Consider the following 21,395-nt stretch of genomic DNA (forward strand, 5'->3'; position numbering starts at 1 on the left):
CGTGATGTCCGCTTGTCCTCCAACAGCGGCGCGAAAGCGGACGTTGTCAGACTTCCGAGAAGGGCCATAACCCGGCTGTGGCGAACACTCGGCGGCACCGCTGATGATCACGTGCGACCAGAGCGCGGAAACGTCTACGGCGCGGTTGATCCGTCGGATCAGCTGGGATTCATGCCCTTCGATTTGATGATTGCAACTGCCGCCGGACCTTTGAGGTATTCAATGAGGGCCTTGGCAGCGGTGGCTTCTTTGGTTTCCGATCCCACCGCCGCCGTAAACACCACGTTTTGTTGCAGTTCGGCCGGAAATGGCCCGACGACTTCCAAACCGGGAGTGGTGAGAACGTTGATAAGGAATATGCCCAATTCGACTTCACCCTTGGCAACCACCGCGACGACCTGCGCAGGGTTGGGCTGCGCCCTCATCTTCGCCTTCATCGGCTCGGTGATTCCAAGGCGATCAAATACCTTTGCGATTGAATAACCGGTGGCGCTCTCCGGGATCGAGGCAATGGACTGCGCCTTGAGCAGCGTCTGCTTCAGCGCTTCGGGCGTGCTGATGTCGGGCTTGAGGGCACCCGAGCGCACAGCAACGCCGAGGCCAACGTGGGCAATATCGATTGTCGGACCTGCCACGAATTTAGCTCGGGCTGACGCGTCCTGCATAACCTCGACAGGTACAACGCCAACATCGAACGGCTTGCTCGACGTAGCCTCCTTTATGAGGTTCGGAGTTGTGCCAAAGAAAATCTCAAGCCTGTGACCAGAGGCTTGCTCGAACTGCGGTTTGATATCTGCCCAAACGCCTGACATTGCTCCACCCGCCAGAAGCCTGAGTTCAGCAGCCTGCACGTCGGCGGACAGCGACAGCACAAGCGCCAGACCTAGCACTGAGGCGGCCACTGGAAGCGAATACTTCTTCATGACAAAACACCTCATTGATTGCGGCGCTCTATTACGGGACCTTACCGATGACCCGCGAACCAGCATGAATATTCACGTTTCTCGGCATTTCTGCAAGATAGACGACGGCTACGCCCCATGTCTCAGTTGGGTCATGAACGACAAACTCAAGGTGAGCATAATAGGTCCGCTTTCGGGTGCATAGCGACAGTTGAGCCTGCCAGCCGAGCCATGATTCAAGCCATCCATCGGAAGGGGTCGAATCATGCGCTACGAACTCACGGACTATGAGTGGTTTCCATTAAGCCGATGCTGCCGAATAAGTCGCGCGGCGTGCCACGAGTAAATGACCGTCGTGTCCTCAATGGCATCTTCTGGGTCTTGCGATCCGGGGCACCGTGGCGCGACCTGCCGGAGAGCTTCGGTCCGTACACGACCTGCTACAATCGGTTCGTTCGCTGGCGACGGGCGGGCGTGTGGGCCAAGCTCATGAGCGTACTGGCTGGTGCCCATGATGCTGCCGTGCAGATGATCGATACGTCCATTGTTCGCGTCCATCAACATGGGGCCTGTATCACAAGGAACCAGCGCCAATCGATGGGAAGGTCACGCGGCGGTCTTACAAGCAAAATCCACGCGGTGGTTGATAGCAATGGTCTACCGATACGGCTTGCGTTGAGCCCCGGCGAGGCGCACGACGTTCGACTTGCCGGAAAACTGTTGTCTCGTCTCAAATCCGGATCAATGCTGCTTGCCGACCGTGGCTATGACGCCGACTGGATTAGGGAGCTTGCCATGAAGAAGGGCGCGTGGGCCAACATCCCGCCAAAAAGCAATCGCAGCGATCCGATCTGCTTTAGCCCGTACCTCTATCGCGCTCGCAACCTCGTCGAACGGTTCTTCAACAGGATCAAGCAGTGCCGTCGGGTGGCGACGCGCTACGACAGGCTTGCAGGAAACTACCTTGCCTTCGTTCGACTCGCATCTATCCGCCTATGGCTGGCCCCGCGTTATGAGTCCGCGCCCTAGTTCGGTCCGCCGATTACGTCGGATCGGCGCCCAATCGCGCCGAGATCGCACGCGCAGCCTTTCGCATGGCTGCCGGTATGGCTGAGCCTTCGGACACATCAATCATTTCGCGTGGTCCCACCACAGATACTGCGGCGCGCAATTGACCCGTATGATCAAAGATTGGAACCGCGACCGCACTAACGCCGGGAAACATGGCCGCCACGACGTTCGCGGAGCCAAGTTTGCGAATTGATCGGCGCAGGGCTTCAACATCTTTTTGGGTTCGCAGTCCGGCACGCCGCGTTGGCTCAGTACCAAGCTCTGTTTTTACGAGACTGCTGATTTCCGGCCCTTCCTTCCAAGCAAGGAAAACTCGACCAAGCGCAGACGTGAGCAACGGCATTCGAGAACCGACGCGAACATTGACATTTACTGGTCGAGAGTTTTCCAGGAAGCGCACGATTGTTGGTCCTTGGCTCGCCCAAACTGCCAAACTCACGCATTCATCCAACTCACTCCGAACCTCGGTCATAATCGGTTCAGCGCATGTCAAAACGTCGAGCCTGCGCATGGCTGCGAGACCCAGCGCGAGCGATCTCCCTCCCAGATCATACAGATGCGTCAATGGATTTTGTTCGACCAATCCGATTCGAATATAACTAACGAGGTAGCGATGGGCTTTACTCGGTGACAAGTGAGCGGCTTGAGCAAGCTGCGATAGCGGCATAGGTCCAGGCGCCACACTCAAAACTTCGAGAAGAGGAAAACCGACCTCCACCGACTGAATTCCGACTTGAACACGCGCCAAGGCCAAGGCTCCCGAGTTCTATCCAGGCAACACATTTACTATTATGGAATTACTCATTTCGATGCAAGTTGATGAGCCCTCCATATTGATGCTTATCTTGATGCCCATCGTGCCGCCGCCGCTCGCCGCGGCAAGTCTATCGCACGACTTTCGAGCAAACCCGCACGAATGTGGGCGATCAATAGCCCAGCTGGCCCTTGATAAGGATCGCCTCTATATCCTCCAAGCGCAGGAGATGGGAGACCTCAATACCCGCCGGACCCGCGCCGATCGTGCAGAGTTGTCCACATCGATGCGCGTCGGTTCAGCGGCCATCGGCGTCGATGCCGATGAAGACGCCGATGCGGGGAAATCACAGGCGGTTATGAAAGAGCGTTGGGTGGCGCCGTTTCAAATCTCGATCTCGTCGATATTCTGATAGTCGGCTTTCTGCTGCGCATAGTCGCGTCGAGGGCGTCGAGCCTTGTTCGCTCATCGTCAATCGGCCAGCTCCCAATGATGCGCCGGCAGCCGGTCGGGATGTCGCCTCAGGGGAACCGACAGCCACTTAGGTCGACTTCTAGCCCTCCGCCGCGATCGTCCTGGTCTTCGGCCTTTCGGAGGCGAGACCTGTCGGGTAACAGAGTATCCCCCAGTTAGCAGCCGTCGGTGACGGCTGCCCGCCATACCTCCCACGTCCGCTCGACTTGCAGGGGCGCGGTCTTTTCGGCGGCTTCGGCTTCAGCGTCCGTAAGGAAATTGGCTTCCCCGAGTGAGTGCGCATTCGCCTGAACACGCGCGTTAGTCTCGGTCAGCACCGCGCGGTAAACAGCCCGCCGCACCGTGTCCGCCACGACGGTGGATCCGTGACCACGCATGAGCACGAGATTGGACTGTCCCAGTCTGGTAGCGAGCGCGTCTCCGAGCGCGGCATTGGAGATTAGCAGATCAGTCGCATCACCGGCGACGTCGCGAATCTCGAATAATGGAACACCACCGCCAAGGAACCCACAGACATGGCAGATGGGTCGCAATGGCCTACTCGGAACAACACTGAAAGCCAGGCTCGACGGGGCATGGCTATGCACAATCGCTTGGACGTCAGGCCGGGCTCGATAGATAGCACTGTGAATGTAGCGTTCGAGAAAAGTCGGCGTACCGTCCTGGTGGACGAGTTCGCCATTCAATCCAAATTCGCGGATGTCAGATTGGGTAATCAGCGCCGGTGCCAGTCGCCGCGACAACAGGAAACGATCGGCAGAATGTGGATGGCGGGCGCTGACGTGGCCAAACGCGTCTAGCACTCCATGCTGGACAAGTATGTGGGAGCCGTCCACGATATCGAGCTGCACCTGCGCCAACTCTTGGTCTAGGGGGGACAAAATGGTCATGTTACGCTTTCTTCTGCTAATCACCGCGCGACGCGGCGTGTCTCCCGCGATATTCTTAGTCGCCTCGCAGCCGCCCGCGGGAAAGTAGAAGCAGCGCAGGCACCAGGACGGTCATCGAAAGGCCGACGGCGAGCATCATTCGCGACAGTGGCCAGCCTCCAGCGATCATCATGCCGACGATCAGCGGACCCGCGACGGCGCCTGCCCGCCCTGATCCCATAACCCAACCGATCCCAGTCGACCGAAGCGTGGTGGGATAGACTATGGCGGCGAGGGCTACGGCCCCCGACGAACAGGCGCCCAGGAAAAGCCCAACGAGAACGTAGACGATGTTAACCGGGACGGGAGCCGGGGCGACCAGACCTATTGAGGCAATGGCCAGGCAGGCACCCAGGACTGCCGGTAGTGTTGTGCGGACAATGCTGAACCGGGAGAACAGGAGTCCCGCCGCGCTGGTCCCCAAGAAAGAGCCGAGCCCGTAGACAGAGACGGTGATCGCGCCCGCCGACGGCGGCGCTCCTTGGGCTGCAAGCAATGTCGGTGTCCACGTCGCGAGCAGTGTGAGCGTCCCAAATGTCATGAATGAAATCACCGCAAGGGACCAGCTCGGGACAGCGAAACGCTGCCGAAACAAGTCGATTGGTGTACCGTCCTCCTTGCCCTCCACGTTGCTATCCGCTCGTGCAACAAATACCGTCGTTGCAGATGCGGAACCTGGATCAATTCGGTTCACGATGCGTCGCACTCGATCCGCACGACCGCCCCGGGCGACCAGGAACCGCACCGACTCGGGCAGCGCGACCATGAGAATCAGCGCGGCGACAAGCGGCATCGCGCCCCACAGGAAAAATAGGGGGCGCCATCCTAGATAAGTGACGATGTAGCTGTTGATGAAAGCGCCGGCCGAGGCACCGAGCGGAAAGGAAGCCCACATCAAAGTCACGATTCTTGCCCGCCACCGCGCGGGTGCATATTCGGAGGTGAGCGCCACGAAGCAGGGGACTGCCCCGCCCAACCCAACCCCAGTCACGAATCGCCAGACGACAAGGTCCGTGAAACTCCCGGCCAACCCCGTCGCCAGTGTCGCCAGGCCGAATATGCCGGTAGCCAGGATCAATACGCGCTTGCGCCCAACTCGATCGGCCAGCACGCCGCATATGACGGCGCCGATCACCGCGCCAATTGTAGCGGCAGAAAACAGCCAACCGAAAAGAGCGGGAGCGATTGCGAGTTCTTTAACGATCAGCGGCGCCCCGATGCCAAGTACTTGCGTGTCGATACCGTCCAGCACCACCACCATCGCGCATAGGAAGAAGACTCCAAGCTGATAGCGCGACAACCGCCGATCTATGACATCGCCCACATCGACGGTTGGATGTAGATCGGACTCGCCTTCTCGATCTTGCTTCGCGGACACAAGCATCATGACCATATTCCTCGCCGCCGTAACGTGATGTGAATGTTCTTCTCGCGCGTGAAGGCGAGCAACTCGCTGAGGCATTCTTCGCGACCAATTCCAGACTGCTTAAAGCCGCCGAACGGAGCGCCCAGGAAATGCTTGCTTGTATCGTTAATCCAAACGTAGCCGGCCTCAACTCGTTGCGCGGTGCGGTGAGCGGTCTCCAGATCGTTAGTCCAAATGGAGCAGGTCAATCCATATTCCACGCCGTTGACGTCACGAAGCATGTTTTCAGGGTCATTCCATTTGAGGATGGAGAGTACCGGACCGAATATTTCTTCAGAAGCGATACGCATTTTTGGCGTCACGCCGGCAAAGACGGTCGGCTCGATGAAATTGCCGTTTGCCAATTCCGGCGAGCTTGGAACACGGCCACCGCAGATGAGCCTAGCGCCCTCGCTACGGCCGATTTCGATATAGCGCAGGATGCTTTCATGCTGCGCCTTGCTGATGATGGCACCCATCGTCGTCGCAGGATCGGTTGGAATTCCCGGAACGAAACGAGTGACTAGATCCTTAACGTGCGCAATGACGGCGTCGTGTATGTCGGCGTGCAGAAAGGCACGGCTCGTTGAACCACAGGATTGGCCACACCAGGTGAAATTCATGCCGGCCACGACGGCCGCGGCCACTTCTGCTGGATCCACATCGGAATAAGCGATCAGCGCGTTCTTGCCGCCTAGCTCCAGAAGGACGGGCTTCAATGTAGCGGCGGCAGCCTTCATGACCTTGCGCCCCGTGGAAACACTACCGATCAGTGTTACGGCATCGACGCGCGCGTCGGTCGAAAGCACCTCCCCCACTTCCTGGCCACCAGGAAGGACGCCCAACACCCCATCCGGCAGCAAGTGCCCGACCAACTGGGCGAAGCGCAACGCGCTGAGCGGTGCCTGAACCGGTGGTTTCATGATCACCGCGTTGCCGGCCGCCAAGGGTGCCGCGGCCTTGGAAGCTAGAAACATGAACGGGTGGTTAAATGCTACAATGCGAGCCACGACGCCAAGCGGTTCACGCAGTGTGAAGTTGATGTCGTCACGTCCCATAGGGATAGAGTCGCCCTTCATCTCCGTGACGAGCCCTGCGAAGAAGTCAAAGGTATCAGCGGCGAAGGCTGCGTCGCGCGCCATTTCACGCACCGGATTGCCACCATCGAGCGCGTCAATCATGGAAAATTCATCGGCGTGAACGCGGATTACGTTTGCAATTTGTCGAAGAATGCGTGCCCGCTCAGCTGGCGCCACATCCCGCCATACTTGAAACCCATGGCGCGCGGCTACGATCGCCGCCTCTACATCGTCGCGGGAGCATGAAGCTACATCGGCCAGTTTTTGGCCAGTCGCTGGGCTAGTTATGCTATCGTATCCTGATGCGAACGGAGCATGCCAACCACCACCATAAAAGATGTCGCCACGCCCCGGCTGCGCGACTCCACCTCCTTCGAGCTTCAGTCGAAATCCGACTTCGCTGGACCCGTCATCGCGAACTGATGCATCGTCCCGGATGAGTTGCTCGATCATTTCTTGTTTCATGGCTCCCTCAGGGGCTGTTTCCTACGCAAAGATTGGTTGAAGCGTAACGCGATGACGGATCAAGTCCGCCGCACGCTCGGCAATCATAATCACGGCAGCATTGATGTTGCCGCCGATCATGTCAGGCATGACCGAAGCATCTACGACGCGCAGCCGCTCTACACCAAAAACCCGGAGCTCAGGATCCACTACTGCCAATGCATCACCCTCCACACCCATCCGGCAGGTGCCGAGGGGATGATGGGCGGTCATCGCAGTACCGCGGATATGGGCGTCGACCTCGGCGTCGCTCTGTACGGCCGCGCTTGGGAGAATCTCGTCTTGAACGAAAGCCTGCATGGGCTTTTGACGCGCTACTTCACGCATCGCCCGCCAAGACGCCCGCATAGCCAATCGATCAGATTCGGTCGCCAGGAAATTCCAATGGATCCGAATCGCTGCTTCGGGATCCGTTCCAGCGAGCTTCAGGCTTCCGCGGCTCTCCGGCCTCAGCAATACCGCCCGGCACGAAAAGCCGTCAGCGAAAGGTTTGCGGAACGGAGATAAATATGGTGCAGCCGCGAGCGAACCAGCATGAAAGAGTAACTGCGTGTCGGGAACAGCGATGGTCGGATCACTTTTCAGGAACGCCATCATCCCGCATGGCAAATCCGTCGCGTATCCGCGACCAAACAGCTGCGCTTCCACGATCGATGTCGCGATTCGATCGAATCGGAGGTTGTAATGGAAGGGTCCCGGTTCTCGCCGAGAATAGGCAGCCAGCGTCACAAGATGATCCTGCAGATTCTTGCCGACCCCAGGCAGGGCTACGCGCGGGCTGATGCCAACCTCGCTGAGTTCGTCGGGATCGCCTATGCCAGATAGCATTAAAAGCTGCGGCGTATTGATCGTCCCACCCGAAAGCACGACCTCTCGATCGGCATAGTAGCGACGGGTCTTCCTACCCCTTCGCACTTCCACGCCGACCGCGATCCCGCTCTCAAGGAGAACGCGATGGGCTGGTGTGTTGATGAGAACTGTCAGATTGGGGCGCTGCAGCACGGGGTGAAGATACGCAGCAGCAGCGCTGCACCGCCGCCCCTTGCTAATGGTCGACTGAAGGCGCCCAAAACCTTCCTGTTGAGCGCCGTTGTAGTCGGCATTGGCGGGGTGGCCCAACGCTAAACCTGCCTCGATATAGGCATCGACCAGCGAATCTTGATACCGACTTTCCTGAACGACCAGAGGCCCGCTATCGCCGCGATACAAATCCGCGCCGTGCTCCCACCTTTCCTGCTTCCGGAAGTAAGGCAATGCATTCGCGTAGGACCAATCCGATAGTCCCGATTTCGCCCAGCGGTCGAAGTCGCTGGGGTGACCGCGAACATAGCCCATGGCGTTGATCGAAGACGAACCGCCAATCACCTTGCCTCTTGCGCACTCGACCGCACGACCGCCCAGGTTCGGCTCCGGTTCGCCGAAATAGCCCCAGTCGTGAAGTCGGTTTTGAAGGATCTTGCCCCATCCGAGCGGTATGTGGATCCAAGGATCGCGATCCCAGCCCCCCGCCTCTATAAGCAAGACTCTAGTGTTAGGATCATCCGATAACCGGTTCGCGAGTACGCAGCCAGCCGATCCGGCTCCAACAATAATGTAATCATAGCTGGCCGGCATCAGATTACGGGCCCCGACGGAGCGCTAGGACCATTCCATCCGGTCCGGCACCAACAATTCCCATATCCACGACGCGATTGAGCCGGCTGGGCGTGCTTCATCTCTAGGTTACTCTCGTTAGACCGACGAACTTCTTCCGGCGGTTTCGCTTCAAGGCGTGAGACGCGACGGCGTCAGCACTTTGACAGTGACTTCATTTCGCTACAGCCCGCAGCGAGGGGCATAGACTTATTGCGAAGAAAGATGAGCGCCCGGTGTCGACCCCCGGGACCGGGAGCCCGACGTTTGGGTGAGCTCTCAATCACAGCAACCGGAACAGGTTCTAGTTCGTCGACAGCGCGGGTGTGATATCCGCCTGCTTGGCAGTGGCGCCGTGACCGGCCACAATGGTCGAGCCGGTGATGCCGAATTTCCGGAAGGCGTCACCCACCGCGATTGAGGCGGGAGATCGGCCGATCGGGCCGCGCGGGTTGATCAGATCCGTCACCCAAACCAGATTTGGACCAACCACGTGCCCGATGAGCATGCCGTCAGCGTGCGGGTTTGGGATGTTGTAGAGCTTGATCTCGACCGTCCCGTCCTTGAGCGACATCGTGTGCTTGACGCTCACGATCTTCGCCGGCTTGGGCTTTAGCGCCAGCGCGTCCGGCGCCACCTTATGCGGGGCCCGGAACATCTTTTCGAAGAACGCCCGATCCTGGCTCGGGACCACTATCTCGGCGCCTTCCGCCACGTAGGCGCGGGCCCCGGTGATATGATCCATGTGATGATGGGTTAGAACAAGCTGCTTGATTGGCTTGCCTGGATACCTGGCCTTGGCCGCATCAATGACCCAGCGTGACATCCCCTCGCCTATTGGCGCGTCGAAGATCACGATACCATCCTTCATCGCCACGATCAGGCTGTTGTGGGTGCTGCCGACCACGTGCTGCACGTTCGGCGCCAACTCGACCAGCTTGAGGCCGCCACCCTCCGGATAAAACACTTTGTCGCTGTCGATGAAGCGGCCCATAAACAGGCGCCGCAGGACCCATTGGTAGGGCACGTCGGCGACGGCCTTCTTCGCCTTGGCTCTAACATCGTCGTTGACGGCAAAGGTGTCGGCCGGAATCGGCGCGTCGACGGTGACTTTCTTCAGCGTCAGCCGCTGCACCTCAACGCCGTTGAGCTGAAACGAAAGCGTATGCGCGCGCATCATTCCACCAAGTTCTACTTCGTCTTCTGTCCAGTCGGAGAGAACGAGGTCGTAGTTCGCGTCGCCGTAGACGTTGTCGGAGTCGCGCGTACGCACCACCGCAGGTAGGTGCGTGATGCGATCGAACAGCACAGTGAAAGTGCTGGTTTGGGTCTGTATCGAGACCGCCGGCAGCGAGCGGTCACCGATCTGCTGCTCGCCCAGCGCGGCGATGCTGTCGGGGACTTCCAAGGCTCGAAGCAGCATCCGCGGCGAGACGCGCTCACGCTCGCGCAAGATCGCAGCGAGGCGAATGCCCGACATCGCACGCTGGACACCATTGTCGTTGATCTCGACGCCGAATGCTGGCGAGGTGATCTCGCTGAGCCTAAGCCGCCCGATAAACGGATATTTCATATTGCGATCCCAATCGACGCGGACCGTATTGGTTACATTGTCGGTGGTCTCCGTGTAGGTCGAGTCGCCAAAAAATTTCGGTTCGCTCGTGACCGAGAATGAATGCCCGGGGTCCCAATGCTTAGCTTCGCCCTTGATAATAGTGGTCTTGGCAAAGCTGAGCGCTGCTACGCCGCCCTGCGCGGCGACGGCCTGTCTAACGAGATCGACGCCCGACTGCGCGAGCGCCGGCTGCGCCAACGCTGCGCTGAAAACGAGCGCGAGCGCTGGCAGAAAATCAGCGATCTTTTGCTGATGAAACATGATGCGAACCTCTGGCAAAATCCTGTTGTTTCCAGACTGGCCGGCGGCTGAGGGGAACAGGTCGTTCTACCGAGCGCCGATCTTTTCACTACTAGTGAATTGCTTCTATAATACATAATGCGCGGGAAGCTGTAAAGGCGCTTTCCTTATTCAGGAATTCATTCACTAATACACAATGATTGCAACGCCGCCGCAACGTCAAGAATCTCAAAAAACTTAGTTCGCTGGCGAACAGAGAGCGTTTCAGAGTTAAAGCTCTTCACTTGGAGTATCGCGCTACGTCTGTTCTCGACATTGCTCGCGCTCCGAAGGCACGTATCAAGCCGGCTGATGCGAAAAGTGAGGAAGAAAGAGTATTGGAATACAACGTCTTATGAGGGATGCGCGTAGGCGCTTAACACCTGCACAAAACCCGCGTAAGCACCGCGTAAGCAGTAAGCACCCGTAGGTCGGCTGGATAGAGCGTCGCCCTCCGAAGGCGAAGGCCACAGGTTCGAATCCTGTCGGGTGCGCCATTTTTCACGATGGCATCTCGAATAACCGATCAATCTTTTTCGCGAGCGCTGAGTGCTATCTTCATCGGCGAGCGGAAGGGAATGCCACGCGGCCTGGAACCTCGGACGTAACGCTCGATTTTTCGTGCGCGAATGATCCAACCGGCCACTGCGCGATGTTCCGCTCTGGCCGCCTCTGGATTATTCCGGCTCAGGCGATTGTGTTGGTTGCTTGCATCGCAATGGGCGTATCAAAGTCGGCATCTTTTCCTCGCTCGCGTCTGGCTCACTACGCGACCTATTGCGCGCATACGGCAAAGAACATGCGAGCGTGCGGGTCGAATTGATCGACGGTGATCCGGCAGATCATGTCGCGGCGATCCGGCGCCTTCAACTTGATGTGGCGTTCATCACGGGAACCACGCAGTGGTCCGAATGCGAGATGGAGCAGCTTTGGTCCGAGCGGGTATTCGTGGTGCTACCCAGCGCTCACCCGCTTTGCGAGAGGCCGCAGCTTGGTTGGCACGATCTTGCAAACGAGAGGTTTATTGTGAGCGAAGGAGCCCCTGGCCCGCAGATTTACGACTAGATTATCTTGTTCAACGCCTGGCCGATCTCGGTCGCCACCCGGAAACTCATACGTAGTCTGTCGGGCGGGGTACTCTTCTGTCGCTCGTTGCCATCTGGCGGGGCCTGACGGTTATGAGCGAAGCCGGCACGGCGGCTCAGTTTCCTGGAACCGTCTATCGACGATCGTTGGTGAGATTCTGCCATTTTTTGCACGGTGTGGTCGCCGCACAACGACAATCCGGCATCCCGTCGACTCCAGAGCCTCGCACGTTCAATGTCTCGATCAGCCGGTGCGACGATCATCCAGACAATTTCGGCGATGATCCTGAGCTCTTCGCTTTTGTAAATCCCCGATCCGTGGCTATGAACCGCTTGAGCATCGGAACGATCAGGCGGACCGGATCGGCCGCCGGCTGTCCCGTTTCACGGCCGAGGATTTCGGCATAGGCGCTGAGATCACGATGGAGCGTAGCTGGCAGCTCCAGCGTCACTTTCACCGGCTTGTCGTCTGCGATCAGACCAAGTTTCAGCTTCGCCATGTCAGCCTCCGTAGGGTTCGAGCACGAGATCGCGCGTGACGTTGACCCGGACGGGAAAACCTGGCCGGATCGTGAGCGTTGGCGCGATCTGCAATTGGCGCTGAACGATCTGTTGGCCGGCCTGATTGATGGTGTCGACGATGATGTCCGCGACTTTACGTTTGGCCGTGACTGGCCTCCATATCCGGGTTGGCGGGGTTCGCGACGGTAGAGACAGGCCTAGGAATCCTGGAATTTGATCGCTGCGTGCGAGCCGTCGCAGAACGGCTTGTTCTTCGACTCTCCGCAGCGGCACAGAGTCACCCGGTTGCGCACCTCGTACGCGAACCCGTCCGCGGAGACGACGGGAACTCCTCCCCGCAGCCAGAGCGGCCCGCTGCATTGCTCTTCGGGGTCCTCGACCAAGCCGATGGAGACCGGCAAGGCGTGCTCAATGGGCCGTCCCGACGCTTTGTCCCAGGCCGCGAGACGTCCGGCGGGACAATTGTTCACCTGGCGGATGAACATCGCCTGGACCTGGGGATCGTCCGTCTGTGTCACCTGGCCCCAGACCTGGCCGTTCGGATCGCAGAACCGCCCGAACGCGCAAAGGCTTTCCGCGTCGGTGAGCTTAAGCACGGGTCCGTCCAACACCTGCGCCTGGTCGAGATAGGTTTCACGACGGGCGGTCTCGGTTCCGTCAAATCGGATCTTGAGGTGCGTGCCGTCGCAGAAGGGCTTGGTTTGCGACGCACCGCATCGGCAAAGCGCGTAGGTCTCCGGGTGTGGGAGGCTCTCGCCCTCCCGCCAGACCTCCGACCCGCCTTCCGTGTCCGTTACGATCGTTTGCTTGGCGAGAGAGACGTCGCCGGTGACGAGGTAGGGACCGTTCTTGGAAACAGTGACGCGAACCTTGGTCTTTGCCGATGTCATGGATCAACTCCTGGTAGAGGTACGAACGAATCGAGGCGGGTCGCGATTTGATCTCTGATCGGGGCGCGGCTGGCCCGATAATCTCGTCAGATCTTGTCGAACTCGGCCGTGCGGGAGAAGGATTCAGCTCGCCGCCTTCCTGAGCGCGGCGACCTGCTCGGACGTAACCCGGGATGGCGTCGCCCCGAAACGGCCGGTGACATAGTTGGCGACGGCGGCGATCTCGTCATCGCTGTAGGCTCGGCCGAACGCCGGCATGAAGCTGTGGCCCGTGGCCGTGCGCCGGTTGGCGCCGGCGATGATCACCTGGGCGACATTGGTGGCGGTGGGATCGTTCACTGCCCGGCCACCGGTGAGTCGTCCGGATTGGGTGTCGTCGCTAAGAGCGCAGCGGCCGACATGATCTGCCCGGACTGGCAATAGCCGCACTGGATCACTTCGAGGTCGAGCCAGGCCTGCTGGACCTTGCGGCCAGCTGCGGTGGCGCCGATCGCCTCGATGGTGGTGACCGCGCGGCCCTCCAGGGCGCTGATCGGCAGCATGCACGAGCGCAGCGGCGCGCCCTCTACATGCACGGTGCAGGCCCCGCACTGGGCGATGCCACAGCCGAACTTGGTGCCCGTAAGTTTGAGGAGGTCGCGCAGGACCCACAGAAGCGGCATGTCCGGCGGCGCGTCCGCATCGCGAACCTGCCCGTTGATGTTCAACTTAGTCATGCGCTCACCACCTAGAATCGCTCCGCCCGCAAGTCAGCGCACACCCCCGGTATTTTTAACTGGGCCGGTGTATTGCTCGAAGCGTTTTCGCAATTTTGTCAGCAATGGCCCGTTTGTAATGAATTCGCGGTAACTATTGTCCACCTTGTATGACAAAACCGGCCTTAACCCGCTGGGTGGCGGCACATCTGCACGTGGCGACCATGTTCCAATACGACTCTGCTGATCTACTCCAAGGTACCAAGTAAGAAATAGTTTTGCTGCGTTCGGATGCGGCGCAGACTTGAAAATACCGGCGACAAAAGGCCAAATCGGCAAAGGATCGACGTCAGAAATCGCGATCGCCTGAGGTTCGCCTTGCATTTTCAGCGTCAGCGCGATGCTGATAACCGAATCAAAAGTTACGAGATTATCGCCCTTGGCGATGCTGCGTAGCACACCCAAATGGCCCTGTATAAAAGTCGGCTGGTTCGCCATGTATTGATCCATGTAATTCCAGCCATATTTTTTTATCACACTGTAAAATGTATAGAGCGTCACGTCATCGTCAGATGGATAAGCGGCGACTAGCTTGTCTTTGAACCGTGGTTGCAGGAAATCCAACGCCGTTCTGGGTGCATCTTCGGCGCGGACCAGATTGGGGTTGTAGACGTACGGCTGGGCATTGATCTGCACGGCTATATAGGCGCCATCCTCGTCTTTAAAGCTGGTGTCGATCTCATCGAAGCCTGCAGGCTTGAAATTGAGCAAGACGCCAGCCTTCTTCCAACGCACGAAATCCTGCAGCGTCTGGAACATTGCGAGATCGACTTTCAGCTCCTTTGCAGCGAGCTGGGCGTCAATCTTCCTATCAAGCACGTTACTGAAGCCGCCAGTAATAGTAATGTGGATGCCAGGGTAGCGTTGTTCGAATTCCTTTGCAGCGGCCTCAAAGGGCGCCACAGGCCCCCCGGTGTATAGCTCCAGTGTTTTCTCGTTCCGCGCCTTCGCGTAAAGCTCGTCCAGGCTCTGACCCCAAGCGGCATTGCTAGTAGCGCATACGATAAGCACGAGCGCCGATGCGACACGGCCCGCAATCCTACGAGCTCCAGTGAGGGCCATCGGCTTTAATATCCATTTCTTGAACTTTAGGTCGGCCGAGGCTCCGAGCGACCATAGGCAAATCCCAAAATTTCGGCGGAGCATTGTCGAAGGACTTGCAGGAGATAACTTTGGCGAGAACATGCCATCAATAGACACATCCGCGCGGAAGAAGGCATTCCTCAATAACGATTTCATCGACCTGCACCTCCTTCTCACCTAAGCGACAGAATAGCTTAGGATCCGGACCGCGATCACAGACGGTAGTGAAACCGTTCCAGGCCGAACTATATTGTTATGATCGCGGCAGTCCGCGTGTGAGTTTATCCGGCCGGCCGGGGTCTACAAGCTGACGGCTTCGCTCAGCCTGGGGCGCTGGTGGGGGCAGATTCGCTCAGCGACTGAAGGGCGCGGCTTACCTCTCGCCTTACGCTCGTCGAACAGGTAGTGCCGCTGATAGGTTTGCCTACATTCGTTCCAGACCTGCCTTGCAGCAAAGGGCCTTACCATGCTCGATATAGTTTTCCAGTCGATTGGCTATGTTCGCGGCGGCCGCCGGGAGGCCACCAAGGACGGCTGGGGCGGCAACCGCTGCCGCGTTGAATTGGACGGATCCCGTTTTGCGGCTGACGCCTTGTTCGGACTGGAAGAGCTTTCTCACCTCGAAGTATTGTTCTATTTCCACCTGCATAATGACGAGCCAACCGAGTTCGGCGCGCGCCATCCCCGAGATCGATTGGATTGGCCCAAGGTCGGTATCTTCGCGCAGCGAGGGCGGATGAGGCCCAATCGACTTGGCCTTTCTACGTGCAAGATTATCAAGGTTGAAGGAATATCTGTTGAAATCGAGGGGTTGGATGCGGTCGACGGCACGCCGGTTCTGGATCTGAAGCCCGTTTGGACAGGCAATGAACCCAGGGACGAAATTCGCGAACCGGTTTGGGCTCAACAGATCATGTCGAAATATTGGTAGGCCGCGTTTGTTTGAGATGTATTTTCCGTCTTATGGCGTCGCTGAACCTGACCCAACTCAGCTGCTGAGGCGGGTAGCGATCTCTTTGATCCGGGCGACGACTTCAGGTTCGAGCGCCCGCATCTTCGCGGCAGCGCTATTTGCACGAAGCTGATCGGGCGTTGATCCGGTCGCCCCCTTGATGAAGCGTCGGTAGCTGCGTACATCCGCGTAGCCGAGGTCGGCCGCGATCGAGCTTACGCTTCTGGCGTCGTCGGCCAGCAAGCTCAGGCTCGCTTCAACGAGTGTTTCCTCGCGAAAGCGACGAAATTGCCCCCCGGCAACACTATTCCTTCGGCGAAAGGTGGCTGGGCTAATCCCAAGTTCAGCACAGAGGGCACTGGCATTGAGTTGCTTGATTGAGACAGAGTGAATGGGCAGATGTGGGTTTATTCCACTGTCGAGGGCCAATCGGTGTTGAAGGATGGCCCAGCAGATATCGTCGGTCGGATCGGCCTGTCGGGTTTCGGTCAATAGCGATACGGGAAAGTGGATCGCCGCCACGGCGCCTAGGTGGACAGCGGCCGACATCGACCAATGGCGGACGCCTAGGGCTTGCCTTCGGTTGCGTGTTACGATGGCAGACGCTGGAAACCGTCGACCGAGGAAATAGCATAGCCCCCCGAAAATAGCGTTGAGACATATGTCCTCAATAACCGGTGCGTTCTGGCCCCCAAATGCGTCATCGCAACTGACGCAGAGCCGAGCTTCCATTCCATCCGTGCGCAGCCAAATCGAAATAGGCTGGCCCATTTTACAAAAATGAGCGAGGCTGCCGATCGCGCGTTCGAGTGTGCTACACGCCATCATAATCCTAAGCATGAGGATTAGCTGCGAGGGTGGGTACGTGTGTCGCCCAAGACCACTAAAGTGGTCGTCAGTTTCATCGATCGTGTTCATCAACAGCAGAACGATCTGACCGAGCGAAATGTGGGTCTGAATGTGCGGATCCAGAAGGCTCTGTTTAAATAGCTCATCTCGCGACAGGCCGCGCATTACCGCACCATCCGAGTACGAATATGCCTCAGAGATCGGAACAAAAAGCGACTGACCATCAGCTGAAGATTTTAACTCCACGGTCCGACTCATGCACAATATCCTCCTCGGCTCCGAGTATACGTCTGCGTGAGGCGAAATGCGAAGGATGCCCAGCTCAACTTTCGACGTTCATGCCATCTGAGAGCTCTCCCGGAAACCGGCTCGACGATGTGAGTAAAATCATACACTTGGCGTTTATCGGCACGACTATCGATTTCGCTAGGCCCGGCTCAGGGCGCTCTGGCGTGGCGGACAGGCCACCGCGCCGATTGCGACGAACCATAGATGCCTAGGCTTTCGCTACGTGCCTAGCTCGGACGCTCGGGTGGGCTCTCCGCACTACTCATTTTGAACCACCTCTCGGCGGTTGCGCGATCCCAAAAGATATCGCTGAGCGAATCTGTCCCCGCCGGGCGCCCAGGCTGAGCGAAGTCGTCAGCTTGTCGGTTCCAACCGATTGGTTACATTCACAATTTTCCGCAGCAGCTTCGCCGCTCTAACGACTCGCCGAGGAGGCCCCTATGCCCGCAGTCATTGAAATCGCACTCTTCAAGCTTGCTCCCGGCACAACCGCAAAGCAGTTCGCACCGATCGATCACGCGATGGAGCGTGATTACATCTCGAAACAACCTGGATTTATTACGCGCGAGTCGGCTGCGGGAGATGATGGGGAATGGCTGGTGGTCAATCACTGGAACTCCGTCAAGGACGCGGATGCGGCTATGGCGAACTTCGCCAGTGCACCCGCTACGCGAGCGTTCATGAGCAATCTCGACGCGAAGACGATGATCAATCGCCGCTATGTTAAGATGCCATCCGCATCTGGACTCGCTTGGAGACATTTTCCTGCAGGCCCGAATGGCTTCTTCCGAGCCCCGGTGTTGTTGACTGGCGCCTCGGAGGCGTTGCTTATCGATGGGGGTTTCAGCCTACCCGACGGCAGAGCTCTCGCGACTGCGGTCAAGACGACGGGAAAGACGCTCACTACTGTCTATGTGAGCCAGAGCGACCCTGACTACTATTTCAGCCTCGGGCCGATCAAAGCTGCGTTTCCCGATGTCAAAGTTGTCGCCGCCCCAGCAACAGTCGATGCGATAAAAGCATCTGTCCAAAATAAGCTCGAAATCTGGGGGCCGCAGCTGAAGGAAAATGGCCCGCAGAAGCTTTCCGACGTCGTAATCCCCAGTATCAATTCCGCGCCAACATTAAATCTCGAAGGCATCCCGATCGAGGTTGTGGAGACGAAAAGCCTGCCCAATCGGCGCTACCTCTATGTGCCGTCACTCGACGCTGTGTTCGGCGGAGTGCTGATATTCTCCGGCGTGCATGTCTGGACAGCCGACACGGCGACCCCTCAACTGCGCGCAGCGTGGGTAAAAGAACTGGAAGCGATCGCGGCGCGGAAGCCGAAAGTCGTGGTGCCGGGCCATCTCACCGCGGATGCCCCTACCGACGCCTCCGCCATTACTTATACGCGGGACTATCTGTTGGCCTTCGAGGAAGAATTGTCGAAGGCGAAGGATAGCGCCGCGGTCATCGCTGCAATGAAGAAGCGTTATCCGACCGCGGGTATGGATGTCGCCCTCGACGTCGGTTCGAAAGTGGCGAAAGGCGAAATGAAATGGGGATGAGGCAATAGCCGCCCCTGGTGGGGCCCTGCCGATTGTTTCGGTCGTAAGAAGTCTCTGACAACAGACTCCCGCACTTAGAATTCGGTGGTCACTGCGCTGATGCCATCAGGAGATACAGCATGACGACACTCGATCACGCAGACAGCTTCGAATACATCGTAGTTGGGGGTGGATGGGCTGGATGCATTGTTGCTGCACGCTTGAGCGAGGACCCGCGCGCCCGCGTTCTAATGCTTGAGGCTGGCGGAGAGAATTTACGCGAATATTCTTATTACGCCAGCGGCGTGCTCGGCATGTGGGCCGGAGAAACGAACTGGCATTTTTCATCCACGCCTCAAAGCGAACTCGGTGCGCGCGCGATCAATCATCCTCGCGGCCGAGTGATCGGAGGCTCGGCCGCGATTAATATGGGGTCGTGGTCTCGCGGCATTCCAGCCGATTATGACAGCTGGGAGCCAATTGGCGCCGCTGGGTGGAAGTGGCAAACGGCGCTGGATGTTTTCAGGAGGGCTGAGGCCAGCTCTCGACCAGACGATGGTACTCGGGGCAGGAACGGCCCACTTCGTCTCGAAGATGTGCCTCCTGGAAGTCCAATGACAGAACTGTTTCGTGAGGCATGCATCGCTGCAGGCGTCGGCGTAACCGCCGATCACAATGGGAGCCAGTTTGAGGGCTTTGACCGTTGGGAAGCGATCTTCTCGGAGGGGCGAAGGCACAATTCCGCGGAAGCTTATCTGGGAACTGCTGTTCGTTCCCGCGAAAATCTCAAAATCGTCACGGGCGCATTTGTTACCAGAACTATAATCGAGAATGGTCGCGCAGTGGGCGTCGAATATGAGTTGGGGGGCGAACTGCGCCGTGTCCTGGCTTCGCGCGAGGTTGTGTTATGCGCGGGCGCATTTCAATCACCCCAGCTGCTGATGTTGTCCGGTATTGGACCAGCCGATCATTTGCGGGACCACGGAATCAGCGTTCGCGCCGACCTGCCTGGAGTCGGAGCCAATTTGATCGACCATATGAATTTCTCGATCGGCGGCGCCGCCGCCTCAGGTGGGATTGCCCCTGTCAGACCCGATGCCAAGGACCCCGAACAGCTCGAGGCGTGGCGGCGCACTGGTCATGGCCTGTTGTCGGTGATCCAGAACCCATCGATCGCTTTTGTCCGATCCAGGCCAGATTTGGAGCATCCAGACATCGAGCTTTTGTTTCATATCAGTCCGCCGGCAGACCTGGCGGACGACCCGGCAACGGGCGGCTTCTATATCATGGTGGCAAATGTGAATCCGATGAGTCGGGGGCAGGTTCGCTTGGCGTCGACCGATCCCCATGCCGCTCCCTTGATCGATTTTCGATATCTAAGCCATCCCGAAGACCTTCTCGCTATGATTGGCGGCACGCGTGAGGCTATGCGGATTGCTGCGACCAAGCCGCTTTCGCCCTATATCGTTCGCCGCAACTACGACCCACAAGCGTCCGATGCGGAGATCGGCGCTTCTATCCGGTCTAGTTCGCAAACAATGTTCCATCCGGTTGGGACCGCCCGCATGGGTGGGGCAAATGATCGGATGGCAGTACTTGACGCGCAACTTCGCGTCCGTGGAATCGAAGGTCTACGGGTGATGGACGCGTCATCCATGCCCGGCATTGTTCGGGGACACACCTTGGCGCCCGTCCTTTACATCGCAGAGCGGGGTTGCGAGCTGATACGGCAAGGTACGGATTGACCATCACACATCCAACCAGTCTGCCATCTCGGTTCATTGTCGATTTTGCCTAGCCGGCGCTAGCGAGAGGAAGTGTGACATGAATAAAATCGCCATCGAAGAGCATTTTCTGCTGCGGGAGCTTGACGACTATTTCCGTACGCTGGTGCAAGGCGTGTCCAGCGAGTCCTTCGACAATGTTCTGCCGAAGTTCTGGGATTTCGACGCCGGCCGTCTCGCAGACATGGACAAGCAAGGCATTGAGCGGTCGATCTTATCCTGCTTCAATTACGGTAGCGTTCAGCTCGATCCGGACCCCGTACGCGCGGTCAAGATGGCGCGCCGAATGAACGATATTCTTGCTGAACGCATTAAGAAGCATCCGGACCGCTTTTCGGGATTTGCCGCGCTTCCACTTCAGGACGCGGATGCATCAATTGCTGAATTCAGGCGGTGCGTGACCGAGCTCGGGTTCTGTGGAGCCATGATAAACGGTCAGACGCATGGCCATTATCTGGATGAGCAGAAGTATCGGCCACTCTGGGAAGCGGCCCATGAGTTGGAGGTTCCAATATACCTTCACCCCTGGTCATCGCCGTTGGATCAGCTCAAAGCCTATGACGGCTATCCGGACATTCTAGGCCCGACCTGGAATTGGACGGTTGAAACGGCGACGCATGCGCTTCGCGTCATCTGCAGCGGCGTGTTCGACGCCTACCCGAAGGCGGCGATGATTCTCGGCCATATGGGCGAACTACTGCCATTTTCGATGGAGCGCTTCGACCAGGGTTGGCAGTTTTATGCCGCGCACAAAGCCAAGCATCCGATCACGTTTTACATGCGGAACAACGTGTTCATCACCACGAGCGGAAACGTCTCGCCAGTGTCGTTGACGGGCGCCTTGATGTCGCTCGGCGCGGATCGCATCCTGTTTGCGACGGACTATCCGTTCGACCTTGGTCCAGCGTTTTTGCAGAATCTCGAAAGCGGAATCCTGAGCAAAGCGGATCTCGAGAAGGTGTATCGCGAGAACGCGAAGCGAATCTTCAAGCTTGGCGACGCCTCTTAACGCGC

Annotated in this window: 19 protein-coding genes, 1 tRNA gene and 2 pseudogenes; 8 read left to right on the forward strand and 14 right to left on the reverse strand. The window is 58.2% G+C overall.

The features are described 5' to 3' along the window. Positions 1-158: 158 nt before the first annotated feature. Positions 159-923, reverse strand: coding sequence for a substrate-binding domain-containing protein (locus tag FFI89_RS27370; RefSeq protein ID WP_138830645.1), 765 nt, complete (start codon positions 921-923; stop codon positions 159-161). 244 nt (positions 924-1,167) lie between these two features. On the opposite strand from FFI89_RS27370, the gene FFI89_RS27375 reads away from it, so the two are divergent. Further along, positions 1,168-1,931 (forward strand): IS5 family transposase gene (locus FFI89_RS27375; RefSeq protein ID WP_246669270.1). Its coding sequence is split into 2 segments (ribosomal slippage): positions 1,168-1,198 and positions 1,198-1,931, totalling 765 coding nucleotides; the frame shifts between segments, so codons are not numbered across the junction. 13 nt (positions 1,932-1,944) lie between these two features. On the opposite strand, the gene FFI89_RS27380 is transcribed toward FFI89_RS27375, so the two are convergent. Next, positions 1,945-2,721: an IclR family transcriptional regulator gene (locus FFI89_RS27380; protein ID WP_168213063.1), complete on the reverse strand. Its 777-nt coding sequence runs from the start codon at positions 2,719-2,721 to the stop codon at positions 1,945-1,947. Between the two features lie 43 nt (positions 2,722-2,764). Between FFI89_RS27380 and FFI89_RS27385 the strand changes: the two genes are divergently transcribed. Then, entirely contained in the window at positions 2,765-3,139 is a 375-nt protein-coding gene (locus FFI89_RS27385; protein ID WP_210249033.1) for a hypothetical protein, read from the forward strand. A gap of 217 nt (positions 3,140-3,356) precedes the next feature. Here the strand turns inward: FFI89_RS27385 and FFI89_RS27390 are convergent, their stop codons facing one another. The 5 genes from FFI89_RS27390 to FFI89_RS27410 all read right to left on the reverse strand — a co-directional run bounded on the left by FFI89_RS27390 (position 3,357) and on the right by FFI89_RS27410 (position 10,626). Further along, positions 3,357-4,091, reverse strand: coding sequence for a class II aldolase/adducin family protein (locus FFI89_RS27390; RefSeq protein WP_138830648.1), 735 nt, complete (start codon positions 4,089-4,091; stop codon positions 3,357-3,359). Between the two features lie 55 nt (positions 4,092-4,146). Then, positions 4,147-5,517 (reverse strand): MFS transporter, encoded by a 1,371-nt coding sequence (locus tag FFI89_RS27395; protein WP_168213064.1) that lies wholly within the window; start codon positions 5,515-5,517, stop codon positions 4,147-4,149. Further along, a complete protein-coding gene (locus FFI89_RS27400) occupies positions 5,514-7,079 on the reverse strand; it encodes an aldehyde dehydrogenase family protein (protein ID WP_246669271.1) in 1,566 nt (521 codons plus the stop codon). Before FFI89_RS27400 ends, FFI89_RS27395 begins: the two co-directional genes overlap by 4 nt. A 21-nt stretch (positions 7,080-7,100) precedes the next feature. Beyond that, the gene (locus tag FFI89_RS27405; protein ID WP_138830650.1) at positions 7,101-8,732 is read right to left on the reverse strand and encodes a GMC family oxidoreductase; all 1,632 of its coding nucleotides are present in this window, start codon (positions 8,730-8,732) and stop codon (positions 7,101-7,103) included. Positions 8,733-9,054: 322 nt separating this feature from the next. After that, complete coding sequence (locus FFI89_RS27410; RefSeq protein WP_138830651.1) at positions 9,055-10,626, reverse strand: MBL fold metallo-hydrolase; 1,572 nt, start codon at positions 10,624-10,626, stop codon at positions 9,055-9,057. 438 nt (positions 10,627-11,064) lie between these two features. Between FFI89_RS27410 and FFI89_RS27415 the strand changes: the two genes are divergently transcribed. Together FFI89_RS27415 and FFI89_RS35070 are read left to right on the forward strand one after the other, a co-directional pair. Beyond that, a tRNA-Arg gene (locus tag FFI89_RS27415) sits at positions 11,065-11,141 on the forward strand. Between the two features lie 211 nt (positions 11,142-11,352). Next, positions 11,353-11,709, forward strand: a complete 357-nt coding sequence (locus FFI89_RS35070) for a LysR family substrate-binding domain-containing protein (RefSeq protein ID WP_246669272.1) — start codon at positions 11,353-11,355, stop codon at positions 11,707-11,709. A 280-nt stretch (positions 11,710-11,989) separates the two neighbouring features. Here the strand turns inward: FFI89_RS35070 and FFI89_RS27425 are convergent, their stop codons facing one another. The 6 genes and pseudogenes from FFI89_RS27425 to FFI89_RS27450 all read right to left on the reverse strand — a co-directional run bounded on the left by FFI89_RS27425 (position 11,990) and on the right by FFI89_RS27450 (position 15,135). After that, a complete protein-coding gene (locus FFI89_RS27425; protein ID WP_138830652.1) occupies positions 11,990-12,229 on the reverse strand; it encodes a DUF2274 domain-containing protein in 240 nt (79 codons plus the stop codon). Between the two features lies 1 nt (position 12,230). Further along, positions 12,231-12,371, reverse strand: a pseudogene (locus FFI89_RS27430) (TrbI/VirB10 family protein); the annotation flags it as partial. A 77-nt stretch (positions 12,372-12,448) separates the two neighbouring features. Continuing rightward, positions 12,449-13,141 (reverse strand): CDGSH iron-sulfur domain-containing protein, encoded by a 693-nt coding sequence (locus FFI89_RS27435; protein WP_138830653.1) that lies wholly within the window; start codon positions 13,139-13,141, stop codon positions 12,449-12,451. A 123-nt stretch (positions 13,142-13,264) separates the two neighbouring features. Further along, positions 13,265-13,480 carry a cytochrome c gene (locus FFI89_RS27440; protein WP_138830654.1) on the reverse strand — a complete coding sequence of 72 codons (216 nt, stop codon included), beginning with the start codon at positions 13,478-13,480 and terminating at the stop codon, positions 13,265-13,267. 8 nt (positions 13,481-13,488) lie between these two features. Continuing rightward, positions 13,489-13,857: pseudogene (locus FFI89_RS27445) on the reverse strand ((2Fe-2S)-binding protein); the annotation flags it as partial. A gap of 33 nt (positions 13,858-13,890) precedes the next feature. Beyond that, the gene (locus tag FFI89_RS27450) at positions 13,891-15,135 is read right to left on the reverse strand and encodes an extracellular solute-binding protein (RefSeq protein ID WP_138830656.1); all 1,245 of its coding nucleotides are present in this window, start codon (positions 15,133-15,135) and stop codon (positions 13,891-13,893) included. Positions 15,136-15,445: 310 nt separating this feature from the next. Between FFI89_RS27450 and FFI89_RS27455 the strand changes: the two genes are divergently transcribed. Further along, entirely contained in the window at positions 15,446-15,910 is a 465-nt protein-coding gene (locus tag FFI89_RS27455; protein ID WP_138830657.1) for an SAM-dependent methyltransferase, read from the forward strand. A 57-nt stretch (positions 15,911-15,967) separates the two neighbouring features. On the opposite strand, the gene FFI89_RS27460 is transcribed toward FFI89_RS27455, so the two are convergent. Then, positions 15,968-17,038, reverse strand: a complete 1,071-nt coding sequence (locus FFI89_RS27460; RefSeq protein ID WP_138830658.1) for an AraC family transcriptional regulator — start codon at positions 17,036-17,038, stop codon at positions 15,968-15,970. Between the two features lie 734 nt (positions 17,039-17,772). On the opposite strand from FFI89_RS27460, the gene FFI89_RS27465 reads away from it, so the two are divergent. From FFI89_RS27465 to FFI89_RS27475, 3 genes are all read left to right on the forward strand, one after another. Beyond that, the gene (locus FFI89_RS27465; protein WP_138835769.1) at positions 17,773-18,618 is read left to right on the forward strand and encodes an MBL fold metallo-hydrolase; all 846 of its coding nucleotides are present in this window, start codon (positions 17,773-17,775) and stop codon (positions 18,616-18,618) included. Between the two features lie 119 nt (positions 18,619-18,737). Further along, entirely contained in the window at positions 18,738-20,342 is a 1,605-nt protein-coding gene (locus FFI89_RS27470) for a GMC family oxidoreductase (protein ID WP_138830659.1), read from the forward strand. Positions 20,343-20,421: 79 nt separating this feature from the next. After that, on the forward strand, positions 20,422-21,390 hold the full coding sequence (locus FFI89_RS27475) for an amidohydrolase family protein (protein WP_138830660.1): 969 nt from the start codon (positions 20,422-20,424) through the stop codon (positions 21,388-21,390). The last annotated feature ends 5 nt before the right edge of the window (positions 21,391-21,395 follow it).

This window comes from Bradyrhizobium sp. KBS0727, from assembly GCF_005937885.2.
Taxonomy (GTDB): domain Bacteria; phylum Pseudomonadota; class Alphaproteobacteria; order Rhizobiales; family Xanthobacteraceae; genus Bradyrhizobium.

Coding starts and splice junctions, on each gene's coding strand:
- FFI89_RS27370 (WP_138830645.1), bottom strand. CDS start 923: ATGAAGAAGTATTCGCTTCCAGTGGCCGCCTCAGTGCTAGGTCTGGCG.
- FFI89_RS27385 (WP_210249033.1), top strand. CDS start 2,765: ATGGAATTACTCATTTCGATGCAAGTTGATGAGCCCTCCATATTGATG.
- FFI89_RS27390 (WP_138830648.1), bottom strand. CDS start 4,091: ATGACCATTTTGTCCCCCCTAGACCAAGAGTTGGCGCAGGTGCAGCTC.
- FFI89_RS27395 (WP_168213064.1), bottom strand. CDS start 5,517: ATGATGCTTGTGTCCGCGAAGCAAGATCGAGAAGGCGAGTCCGATCTA.
- FFI89_RS27400 (WP_246669271.1), bottom strand. CDS start 7,079: ATGAAACAAGAAATGATCGAGCAACTCATCCGGGACGATGCATCAGTT.
- FFI89_RS27405 (WP_138830650.1), bottom strand. CDS start 8,732: ATGCCGGCCAGCTATGATTACATTATTGTTGGAGCCGGATCGGCTGGC.
- FFI89_RS27410 (WP_138830651.1), bottom strand. CDS start 10,626: ATGTTTCATCAGCAAAAGATCGCTGATTTTCTGCCAGCGCTCGCGCTC.
- FFI89_RS27425 (WP_138830652.1), bottom strand. CDS start 12,229: ATGGCGAAGCTGAAACTTGGTCTGATCGCAGACGACAAGCCGGTGAAA.
- FFI89_RS27435 (WP_138830653.1), bottom strand. CDS start 13,141: ATGACATCGGCAAAGACCAAGGTTCGCGTCACTGTTTCCAAGAACGGT.
- FFI89_RS27450 (WP_138830656.1), bottom strand. CDS start 15,135: ATGAAATCGTTATTGAGGAATGCCTTCTTCCGCGCGGATGTGTCTATT.
- FFI89_RS27455 (WP_138830657.1), top strand. CDS start 15,446: ATGCTCGATATAGTTTTCCAGTCGATTGGCTATGTTCGCGGCGGCCGC.
- FFI89_RS27460 (WP_138830658.1), bottom strand. CDS start 17,038: ATGAGTCGGACCGTGGAGTTAAAATCTTCAGCTGATGGTCAGTCGCTT.
- FFI89_RS27465 (WP_138835769.1), top strand. CDS start 17,773: ATGATCAATCGCCGCTATGTTAAGATGCCATCCGCATCTGGACTCGCT.
- FFI89_RS27470 (WP_138830659.1), top strand. CDS start 18,738: ATGACGACACTCGATCACGCAGACAGCTTCGAATACATCGTAGTTGGG.
- FFI89_RS27475 (WP_138830660.1), top strand. CDS start 20,422: ATGAATAAAATCGCCATCGAAGAGCATTTTCTGCTGCGGGAGCTTGAC.